At 67.7% G+C, this 10,460-nt stretch carries 10 protein-coding genes and 1 tRNA gene; 8 read left to right on the top strand and 3 right to left on the bottom strand.

What is annotated here, in order from left to right; all coding sequences use genetic code 11:
• From A9W96_RS32515 to A9W96_RS05580, 3 genes are all read right to left on the bottom strand, one after another.
• Positions 1 to 260 (bottom strand): hypothetical protein (locus tag A9W96_RS32515; RefSeq protein ID WP_231999598.1); only part of this gene is annotated, 260 nt, incomplete at its 3' end.
• Entirely contained in the window at positions 257 to 613 is a 357-nt protein-coding gene (locus A9W96_RS05585) for a hypothetical protein (RefSeq protein WP_067138331.1), read from the bottom strand. The genes A9W96_RS05585 and A9W96_RS32515, both read right to left, overlap by 4 nt.
• Positions 614 to 741: 128 nt before the next feature.
• Positions 742 to 817: transfer RNA gene (locus tag A9W96_RS05580), tRNA-Arg, on the bottom strand.
• A 126-nt stretch (positions 818 to 943) separates the two neighbouring features.
• On the opposite strand from A9W96_RS05580, the gene argS reads away from it, so the two are divergent.
• The 8 genes from argS to A9W96_RS05540 form a co-directional block, all read left to right on the top strand.
• Complete coding sequence (gene argS, locus A9W96_RS05575; RefSeq protein ID WP_067138329.1) at positions 944 to 2,608, top strand: arginine--tRNA ligase; 1,665 nt, start codon at positions 944 to 946, stop codon at positions 2,606 to 2,608.
• Between the two features lie 56 nt (positions 2,609 to 2,664).
• Entirely contained in the window at positions 2,665 to 4,023 is a 1,359-nt protein-coding gene (gene lysA, locus A9W96_RS05570) for a diaminopimelate decarboxylase (RefSeq protein ID WP_197499409.1), read from the top strand.
• 4 nt (positions 4,024 to 4,027) lie between these two features.
• Positions 4,028 to 5,353 carry a homoserine dehydrogenase gene (locus A9W96_RS05565; protein ID WP_067138325.1) on the top strand — a complete coding sequence of 442 codons (1,326 nt, stop codon included), beginning with the start codon at positions 4,028 to 4,030 and terminating at the stop codon, positions 5,351 to 5,353.
• Positions 5,350 to 6,432 (top strand): threonine synthase, encoded by a 1,083-nt coding sequence (thrC, locus tag A9W96_RS05560; RefSeq protein WP_067138323.1) that lies wholly within the window; start codon positions 5,350 to 5,352, stop codon positions 6,430 to 6,432. Before A9W96_RS05565 ends, thrC begins: the two co-directional genes overlap by 4 nt.
• Positions 6,433 to 6,473: 41 nt before the next feature.
• Entirely contained in the window at positions 6,474 to 7,409 is a 936-nt protein-coding gene (thrB, locus tag A9W96_RS05555) for a homoserine kinase (RefSeq protein WP_067138333.1), read from the top strand.
• A 266-nt stretch (positions 7,410 to 7,675) separates the two neighbouring features.
• Entirely contained in the window at positions 7,676 to 9,529 is a 1,854-nt protein-coding gene (rho, locus tag A9W96_RS05550; RefSeq protein ID WP_066873621.1) for a transcription termination factor Rho, read from the top strand.
• A gap of 179 nt (positions 9,530 to 9,708) precedes the next feature.
• The gene (gene rpmE / locus A9W96_RS05545) at positions 9,709 to 9,939 is read left to right on the top strand and encodes a 50S ribosomal protein L31 (RefSeq protein WP_066873624.1); all 231 of its coding nucleotides are present in this window, start codon (positions 9,709 to 9,711) and stop codon (positions 9,937 to 9,939) included.
• 99 nt (positions 9,940 to 10,038) lie between these two features.
• Positions 10,039 to 10,460: PCRF domain-containing protein (locus tag A9W96_RS05540; protein ID WP_156749240.1), on the top strand; the 422-nt coding region annotated here is incomplete at its 3' end.

Below are 10,460 nucleotides of genomic sequence, written 5' to 3'. Positions count from 1 at the left end.
GCGCCAGTTAGCGCGACGACCAGGAACATGGACAGCACCGCTACCGCGGTGATCCACGCCTCGCCCCAGCCGACACCGTCCGGCCTGGCACCATCCGGTTCCGATGAAGGCTGATCGACTGCCCAGATTGGGGGGCCGTCCACGGATTGTGACCAGGCGTTGAGATGGTCGGTAGGCAGGTTGACGGCAGCTCCGGGGGCCGTGTCGATCTGGTGTCGGCTGCGGTCGTCGTCGTGTGTCATCGTCGCGGCCACGTTCACAGCACGGTCCCGGCCGGGTGGCGTTCGATGGCCGCCGCCCGCTGGTATTCGGCGCGCGCCGCGTCCAGCTCGGCCACGACGAACGCCCACGCCTTGGCGGCGTCGCCGGCCTGCGTGGTGTCGTCGATCCAGTCCGGCGGCGCAGCGGCGTCGACGTGCCCGGTGAACGAAACGTCGCCGTCGGGGGCGACGTGGCGCCGGATGACCGCGGTGGCGTGCGGCATGTTCAGTACGGCTGTGTCGTGGACGATGAAACGGTCACCCTGGAGATGCAGGTCCGCAACGGCTGGCACGGCCGGACGATCAAGGTAGGCGCTGTTGACGACGCGCGTGTTGACTGGATGGAGGGGCATTTGTGTGGCTCCTGTGTTTGCGGTTGGGGTAGTCCGCGAGCAAACGGGAGCGGCATGGCCGAATAACAGCCGGACAACATTGCGGTCGTCTGCTAGGGTCAAAAATCGTGTTTGACCTGCTTAAACCTTGGTGCCCCCGGCAGGATTCGAACCTGCGGCCTTCTGCTCCGGAGGCAGACGCTCTATCCCCTGAGCTACGGGGGCGCACCAAGTACCTGTTGCGCCATGGGGCTTTCGAACAAGCACGGACAGACTAACGCATCCAAGCGGCCGCCCCATCACCGCAATGGATTCGGGGTGGGGGCGCACCAGCCAATAGGATGGACGCTCGTGACCCCCGCTGACCTGGCTGAGCTGCTCAAGACCACCGCCGCCGCGGTGTTGGCCGAGCGCGGGCTCGATGCTGCCGCGCTGCCGCCGACGGTCACCGTGGAACGTCCCCGCAATCCCGAGCACGGCGATTACGCCAGCAACCTGGCGCTGCAGCTGGGCAAGAAGGTCGGTGCCAACCCCCGCGACCTGGCCGGATGGCTCGCCGAGGCGCTGGCCTCCGCCGCCGGCGTCGCCTCGGCCGAGGTGGCCGGACCCGGCTTCATCAACCTGCGCCTCGAGGCGTCGGCGCAAGCCGTCGTCATCACCAACGTCATCGACGCCGGCGACCGATACGGCCACTCCGACGCACTGGCCGGACGCAACATCAACCTCGAATTCGTGTCGGCCAACCCCACCGGGCCGATCCACATCGGCGGGACCCGCTGGGCCGCCGTCGGCGACGCGTTGGGGCGGCTGTTGGCCACACAGGGCGCCGCGGTGGTGCGCGAATACTATTTCAACGACCACGGCGCGCAGATCGACCGGTTCGCCAGCTCGCTGATCGCCGCGGCCAAGGGCGAGCCCACCCCCGAAGACGGGTACGCGGGCGCCTACATCAACGACATCGCCGCTCAGGTGCTGCAGAAGGCGCCCGACGCGCTGAGCCTGCCCGACGACGAGATGCGCGAGACCTTCCGCGAGATCGGCGTCGACCTGATGTTCACCCACATCAAGGAGTCGTTGCACGAGTTCGGCACCGACTTCGACGTCTACACCCACGAAGACTCGATGCACACCAAGGGCCTGGTCGACCAAGCCATCGGCAGGCTGCGCGAGACCGGCAACATCTACGAGAAGGACGGCGCAACCTGGTTGCGCACCAGCGCCTTTGGTGACGACAAGGACCGCGTCGTCATCAAGAGCGACGGCAAGCCCGCCTACATCGCCGGTGACATCGCCTACTACCTGGACAAGCGCCAGCGCGGGTTCGACCTGGCCATCTACATGCTGGGGGCCGACCACCACGGATACATCGCCCGGCTCAAGGCCGTGGCGGCGGCGTTCGGCGACGACCCGGCCGCCGTCGAGGTGCTCATCGGGCAGATGGTCAACCTGGTCCGTGACGGCCAGCCGGTCCGGATGAGCAAGCGGGCCGGAACGGTGATCACGCTGGACGACCTGGTGGAGGCGATCGGCGTCGACGCCGCACGCTACAGCCTGATTCGCTCCTCGGTGGACACCCCGATCGACATCGACCTCGCGCTGTGGTCGTCGGCGTCGAATGAAAACCCGGTCTATTACGTGCAATACGCGCATGCCCGACTCTCGGCGCTGGCCCGCAACGCGGCCGAACTCGGCCTGATCCCCGGCGGCGCCGGTTTTGAAGGCCACCTCGAGCTGCTCAGCCACGACAAGGAGGGGACGCTGCTGCGCACCATCGGCGAGTTCCCGCGGGTGCTCGACACGGCGGCCACCTTGCGCGAACCCCACCGGGTGTGCCGGTACCTGGAAGACCTCGCCGGCGACTACCACCGGTTCTACGACTCCTGCCGGGTCTTGCCGCAGGGCGATGAGCAACCGAGCGACCTGCACACCGCGCGCCTGGCGCTGTGCCAGGCGACCCGCCAGGTGATCGCCAACGGACTGGCGATACTGGGCGTCACGGCTCCGGAGCGAATGTGAACGTTCACCCCGCCGGCCCTCGGCACGCCGAAGAGGCCCGCCACGCCGAAAGCCCGCTGCGGCCGCAATCCCCCGAGGAGTTGCTGCTGCTGGCGCCGAACGTGTGGCCGCGCAACACAGTTCGCAATGACGATGGCGTCGCCGCCATCGCGGGCGTTACGGTGAGCGACCTGGCCCAGGAGTACGGCACCCCACTGTTCGTCGTCGACGAGGACGACTTTCGGTCCCGCTGTCGCGAGATCGCGACCGCCTTCGGTGGCGGCAAGAACGTGCACTATGCCGCCAAGGCGTTCCTGTGCAGCGAGATCGCGCGCTGGATCGACGAAGAAGGGCTGTCGCTCGACGTGTGCACCGGCGGTGAACTGGCCGTCGCGTTGCACGCCAACTTCCCACCGGAGCGGATCACCTTTCACGGCAACAACAAATCCGTCGCCGAACTGACGGCGGCGGTCAAAGCCGGTGTCGGGCATGTCGTTTTGGACTCGATGATCGAGATCGAACGCCTCGATGCCATCGCGGCCGAGGCGGGCATCGTCCAGGACGTCTTCGTGCGTCTCACGGTCGGCGTCGAGGCGCACACTCACGAGTTCATCTCCACCGCACACGAGGACCAGAAGTTCGGCCTGTCGTTGGCCAGCGGTGCGGCCCTGGACGCCGTGGGCAAGGTATTCGAGACCCAGCACCTGCGGCTGGTGGGTCTGCACAGTCACATCGGTTCGCAGATCTTCGACGTCGCCGGCTTCGAAATCGCCGCGCACCGGGTCATCGGCCTGTTGCACGACGCCGTGGAGCGGTTCGGTGTCGACAAGACGGCGCAGATCTCCACCGTGGACCTCGGTGGCGGGCTTGGCATTTCCTACCTCGCCGCCGACGATCCGCCGCCGATGGGTGAGCTGGCCGCCAAGCTGAGCGCGATTGTGCGCAACGAGTCGGCGGCCGTCGGACTGCCGACCCCGCGGCTGGTGGTCGAGCCCGGGCGCGCGATCGCTGGGCCGGGCACCATCACGCTCTACGAGGTGGGCACCGTCAAGGACGTCGACGTCAGCGCCACCGCACACCGGCGCTACGTCAGCGTCGACGGCGGTATGAGCGACAACATCCGCACCGCCCTGTATGACGCGCAGTACGATGCCCGGCTGGTCTCGCGGCTCAGCGATGCGCCGGCGGAGTTGGCTCGTGTCGTCGGAAAGCATTGCGAGAGCGGCGATATCGTGGTGCGCGACACCTGGGTTCCCGGCGATCTGCGGCCCGGCGACCTGCTCGGGGTGGCCGCTACCGGCGCCTACTGCTATTCATTGTCGAGCCGTTACAACATGATCTGCCGCCCCGCCGTCGTCGCGGTGCGCGACGGCCGCGCGCGTCTGATCTTGCGGCGCGAGACGGTCGACGATCTCCTAAGTCTGGAAGTGAGGTGAAACTGTGCCCCGTGACGAAAAGCCGGTCGGTGTAGCGGTACTCGGGTTGGGCAACGTCGGTAGCGAAGTTGTCCGAATAATCGAGGACAGCGCCGATGACCTCGCCGCCCGTGTCGGCGCACCCCTGGTGCTGCGTGGCATCGGAGTGCGCCGCGTCGCCGATGACCGCGGTGTCCCGGTCGAACTGCTCACCGACGACATCGAAGAGCTCGCCGCGCGCGACGACGTCGACATCGTCGTGGAACTGATGGGGCCGGTGGAACCGGCCCGCAAGGCCATCCTGTGCGCCCTCGAGCACGGTAAGTCGGTCGTCACCGCGAACAAGGCGCTGCTGGCCACCTCCACCGGCGAGCTGGCGCAGGCCGCCGAAAGCGCGCACGTTGACCTGTATTTCGAGGCGGCCGTCGCGGGCGCCATTCCGGTCATCCGCCCGCTCACACAGTCGCTGGCCGGCGACACGGTGCTGCGGGTGGCCGGCATCGTCAACGGCACCACTAACTACATCTTGTCCGCGATGGACAGCACCGGCGCCGACTACGACACGGCGCTGGCCGAAGCCAGCGCGCTGGGCTACGCCGAGGCCGACCCCACCGCCGACGTCGAGGGCTACGACGCGGCGGCCAAGGCCGCGATCCTGGCGTCCATCGCTTTCCACACCCGGGTGACCGCCGACGACGTCCACCGCGAGGGCATCACCAAGGTCACCCCGCCCGACTTCGAGTCGGCCCGGGCCCTCGGTTGCACCATCAAGCTGCTGTCCATCTGCGAGCGCATCACGACCGACGATGGCCAAGAACGGGTTTCGGCACGGGTCTATCCGGCGCTGGTGCCGCTGTCACACCCGCTGGCCACGGTCAACGGCGCGTTCAACGCGGTGGTGGTCGAGGCGAAGGCCTCCGGCCGGCTGATGTTCTACGGTCAGGGCGCCGGCGGCGCGCCGACCGCGTCCGCGGTGGCCGGTGACATGGTGATGGCCGCGCGCAACCGGGTGCTGGGCAGCCGCGGGCCGAAGGAATCCAAGTACGCCCAACTGCCCATCGCACCAATGGGTTTCATCTCCACGCGCTACTACGTCAGCATGAACGTCGCCGACAAGCCCGGCGTGCTGTCCTCGGTCGCGGCCGAATTCGCCAAGCGCGAGGTTAGCATCGCCGAAGTTCGTCAGGAAGGCGTCGCGGACGAGGACGGACGACGGGTGGGCGCCCGCATCGTGGTGGTCACCCACAGCGCCACCGATGCCGCGCTGTCCGAAACCGTGGAGGCGCTGGCCGATTTGGACGTCGTGCAGAGCGTGACCAGCGTACTGCGACTGGAAGGGACCACCCTATGAGCGCCCCGCGCACCGCCGTCCACAAACCGTGGCCGGGTCTCATCGAGGCCTACCGGGAGCGGTTGCCCGTGGGCGACGACTGGACCCCGGTCACCCTGCTCGAGGGTGGCACCCCCCTGATCGCGGCGCGTCGGCTCTCGGAAAAGACCGGCTGCAGCGTGCATCTCAAGGTCGAAGGCCTCAATCCCACCGGCTCGTTCAAAGACCGGGGCATGACGATGGCGGTCACCGATGCGCTGGCGCGCGGCCAGCAGGCGGTGCTGTGCGCGTCCACCGGAAACACCTCGGCGTCGGCGGCGGCCTACGCGGCGCGCGCCGGCATCACCTGCGCGGTGCTGATACCGCAGGGCAAGATCGCGATGGGCAAGCTCGCGCAGGCGGTCATGCACGGCGCCAAGATCATCCAGATCGACGGTAACTTCGACGATTGTCTGGAGTTGGCCCGCAAGATGGCCGCCGACTTCCCGACCATCGCGTTGGTCAACTCGGTCAACCCGGTGCGCATCGAGGGCCAGAAGACGGCGGCGTTCGAGATCGTCGACGCGCTGGGAACCGCGCCCGACGTGCACGCCCTGCCGGTCGGCAACGCGGGCAACATCACCGCGTACTGGAAGGGATACACCGAGTATCACCACGAAGGGCTGATCGAGAGGTTGCCGCGCATGCTGGGCACCCAGGCGGCCGGTGCGGCCCCGCTGGTGCATGGCGCGCCGGTAAAGAACCCGGAGACCATCGCGACCGCCATCCGCATCGGCGCGCCCGCGTCGTGGACGGCGGCCGTTGACGCGCAGCAGCAATCGAATGGCCGGTTCCTGGCCGCGACCGACGAGGAGATCCTGTCCGCCTATCACCTGGTGGCCGAGTCCGAAGGCGTGTTCGTCGAACCGGCCTCGGCGGCCAGCATCGCCGGACTGCTCAAGGCCGTCGACGACGGTTGGGTGGCCCGCGGGTCGACGGTCGTGTGCACGGTGACCGGCAACGGCCTCAAGGACCCCGACACCGCGCTGCGCGACATGCCGACCGTGACCCCGCTGCCGGTGGATCCGGGCTTGGTGGTCGAAAAGCTGGGGCTGGCCTGACAAATGTGCGCGCTCGCAACGAAGGGCTGTTGATGACCCCGATGCTGCCCGCGGGGCTGGTGGCCAGCGCGGTGGTGTCGGCGTCCAGCGCCAACCTCGGTCCCGGCTTCGACAGCATCGGCCTGGCGTTGAGCCTCTATGACGAAATCACCGTCGAGACAACCGATTCCGGCTTGGTGGTGTTGGTCGAGGGCGAGGGGGCGGGTCAGCTGCCGGTAGGTCCGGAGCACCTGGTGGTGCGTGCCGTGGAATGTGGGCTGCGGGCCGTCGGGGTCCGCGCACCGGGCCTTCTGGTGCGTTGCCGCAACGCCATCCCGCATTCGCGCGGCCTCGGCTCGTCCGCGGCCGCGGTGGTCGGCGGGCTGGCGGCCGCTAATGGCCTTGTCGCACAGGCGGATTCAAATCCCCTCAGCGAGACCCAGCTGATCCAGCTGTCCTCGGAGTTCGAGGGTCATCCCGACAACGCGGCGGCCGCCGTCCTGGGCGGTGCGGTCGTGTCGTGGGTGGACCGCGGTGGTGATCGCCCCGCGTACGCGGCGGTGCCGCTACGACTGCACCCCGATATCCACCTGTACTCGGCGATTCCCGAGGAACGCTCGCTCACCGCGGAGACCCGCGTGCTGCTGCCCGCGCAGGTCAGCCACGAGGACGCCCGCTTCAACGTCAGTCGCGCGGCGTTGCTGGTGGTGGCGCTGACCGAGCGCCCCGACCTGCTCATGGCGGCGACCGAGGACGTGTTGCACCAGCCGCAGCGCGCACCGGCCATGCCGGCCTCGGCGGAATATTTGCGGCTGCTGCGGCGTCATAACGTTGCGACGACGCTCTCCGGGGCCGGACCATCGCTGATTGCGCTGACCACGGCGTCGGAGCTCCCCTCCGAAGTGGTGGGGTACGGGGCGACACACGGATTTGCCATCACCAAAATGACGGCTGGCGAACCTGTTCGCTGGAGCCCGGGGGTCACCGTCGTCGGTTGATCCACAGCGTGGCCGGAGGGTTTGCTTGCTTCCGACAGGGATGGGGGCTATCCTCGGAGCCGTCCAGCAATCGCAGCATCTGCATCTGCATCCATACTGCCTTGCCGCTAGGACAACACCAATTCTTCTTGTGGACGAGGTTCGCCGTTTACTCCGCCGATCCAGGCGATCACCGTTGCAGAGTCGATGATTGGGCGCACTCGGCAATTGCCTGAATGCAACGAACCCCCCGTATGACCTGATCAGCGGGGGAAGAAAGGAAATCCGTGACTGATACGGACCTGTTCACGGCTGGCGAAAACACTGACGCCAATCAACTGTCGAATGCCGTGACTGACACTCCAGACGCGAAACCCGCCGTCTCGGGAGGTGCACTGTCCACGATGGTGCTGCCCGAGCTGCGCGCGCTGGCCAATCAAGTTGGCGTCAAAGGGACGTCGGGCATGCGTAAGAACGAACTGATCGCCGCGATCAAAGAAGTCCGGGGACAGGCCAATGGCGTTCCGGCCAATGGCACCAAGACCGCTGAGGACAGCGGCAAGTCGGACATCAACGACAACGCCAAGAACGGCACCGACAGCGCCGAAGCGCCGGCCGCCAAGGGCGACCAGAACGGCGCCAGCACCGAGACGCCCCGCCGCGAACGACGCGGCGCCTCCCGCGAGGCCGGTTCGGCCGGCCGCGGCAACGACGAGGCCGACCGCGAGGGCTCGGGCGGCCGTGACGGCGCAGCCACCGGTGAGGCCGAGCGGCGCCAGAAGCCCAAAAACGACAACCAGAACGACGACCGCGGCCAGGACGGCGGCGGCAACGACCAGGATCAGAACTCGGGCGGCCAGCAGGGCCGCGGCGGCTCCAACCAACAGGACGACGACGGCGAGGGCCGTCAGGGCCGGCGGGGACGCCGCTTCCGCGACCGCCGCCGCCGGGGCGAGCGATCCGGCGAGGGTGGCGACACCGAACTGCGCGAGGACGACGTCGTCCAGCCGGTAGCCGGCATCCTTGACGTTCTCGACAATTACGCCTTCGTGCGCACCTCCGGCTACCTGGCCGGCCCGCACGACGTCTACGTGTCGATGAACATGGTGCGCAAGAACGGCCTTCGTCGCGGTGACGCCGTCACCGGCGCGGTCCGCGTGCCCAAGGAAGGCGAACAGCCCAACCAGCGGCAGAAGTTCAACCCGTTGGTGCGACTGGACAGCGTCAACGGCGGCTCGGTCGAGGACGCCAAGAAGCGTCCCGACTTCTCCAAGCTGACGCCGTTGTACCCCAACCAGCGCCTGCGTCTGGAGACCACCAGCGACCGGCTGACCACCCGGGTCATCGACCTGATCATGCCGATCGGCAAGGGCCAGCGCGCGCTGATCGTGTCGCCGCCCAAGGCCGGTAAGACCACGATCCTGCAGGACATCGCGAACGCGATCACCAAGAACAACCCGGAATGCCACCTCATGGTCGTGCTCGTCGACGAGCGTCCCGAGGAGGTCACCGACATGACCCGCTCGGTCAAGGGTGAGGTCATCGCGTCGACCTTCGACCGGCCGCCGTCCGACCACACCTCGGTCGCCGAGCTGGCGATCGAGCGGGCAAAGCGGCTGGTCGAGCAGGGCAAGGACGTCGTCGTGCTGCTGGACTCGATCACCCGCCTCGGGCGCGCGTACAACAACGCGTCGCCGGCGTCGGGCCGGATCCTGTCCGGTGGTGTCGACTCCACCGCGTTGTACCCGCCCAAGCGGTTCCTGGGTGCGGCCCGCAACATCGAGGAAGGCGGATCGCTGACCATCATCGCCACCGCGATGGTCGAGACGGGCTCCACCGGTGACACGGTCATCTTCGAGGAGTTCAAGGGCACCGGTAACGCCGAGCTGAAGCTGGACCGCAAGATCTCCGAGCGGCGGGTCTTCCCCGCGGTCGACGTCAACCCGTCCGGTACGCGCAAGGACGAGCTGCTGCTCTCGCCGGACGAGTTCGGCATCGTGCACAAGCTGCGCCGCGTGCTGTCGGGGCTGGACTCACACCAGGCCATCGACCTGCTGATGTCGCAGCTGCGCAAGACGAAGAACAACTACGAGTTCCTGGTCCAGGTGTCCAAGACGACCCCCGGGATGGACAACGACTAACCCGGTCCGCCGGCGGCCGCGACACGTAAACCACGCACCCGACACGCCGCGTGCGATCGTCGTGATCTATGTCTCGCGCCGGCCACCCACGGGCCGGGAATGCCTGGGGGCGTCCCCGTGTTTTGGGAGGACAGGGGTTGACCTGGCATAATCACGCTCGACACGATCGAAGAGGAATCATGAAAGCTGACATTCACCCCGCCTACGCGGAGACCACGGTGCTCTGCGGTTGTGGCAACACCTTCCAGACGCGCAGCACCAAGGACGGCGGCCGCATCGTCGTCGAGGTCTGCTCGCAGTGCCACCCCTTCTACACCGGCAAGCAGAAGATCCTGGACAGCGGTGGCCGGGTGGCCCGCTTCGAGAAGCGCTACGGCAAGCGCAACGCCGGAGCTGCTGCCGACAAATAGCTCGGATACCGACGCCCGAACTGTGCGACTCCTCGCACGGGCCGGGCGTCGGTTTGCGTTTGCGGCAACGACGGGCGAAACGGGGCAGGAGGTAAGGCAGTGACCAAACCGGTACAGACCATTGACGTGCTGCTGGCCGAGCACGCCGACCTCGAACGCCGGCTGGCCGACCCCGAATTGCACAGTAATCCCGACGAGGCGCGCAAGGCCGGACGCCGGTTCGCCCGGCTGGCCCCAATCGTGGGCACCTACCGCAAGTTGGCGGCCGCCCGCGACGACCTGGAGACGGCGCGAGAGCTGGCCGCCGACGACGCCTCCTTCGCCGCCGAGGTCACGGATCTGGAAGCCCAGGTGGCCGAGCTGGACACCCAGCTCACCGACATGCTGGCCCCGCGCGACCCGCATGACGCCGACGACATCGTCCTCGAAGTGAAATCCGGTGAGGGCGGCGAAGAGTCGGCCTTGTTCGCCGCCGACTTGGCCCGGATGTACATCCGCTACGCCGAGCGGCACGGCTGGAC

The organism is Mycobacterium sp. 1245852.3, assembly GCF_001669335.1.
In the GTDB taxonomy this organism is placed as follows: domain Bacteria; phylum Actinomycetota; class Actinomycetes; order Mycobacteriales; family Mycobacteriaceae; genus Mycobacterium; species Mycobacterium europaeum_A.
This window is presented reverse-complemented; position numbering and strand designations above follow the sequence as displayed.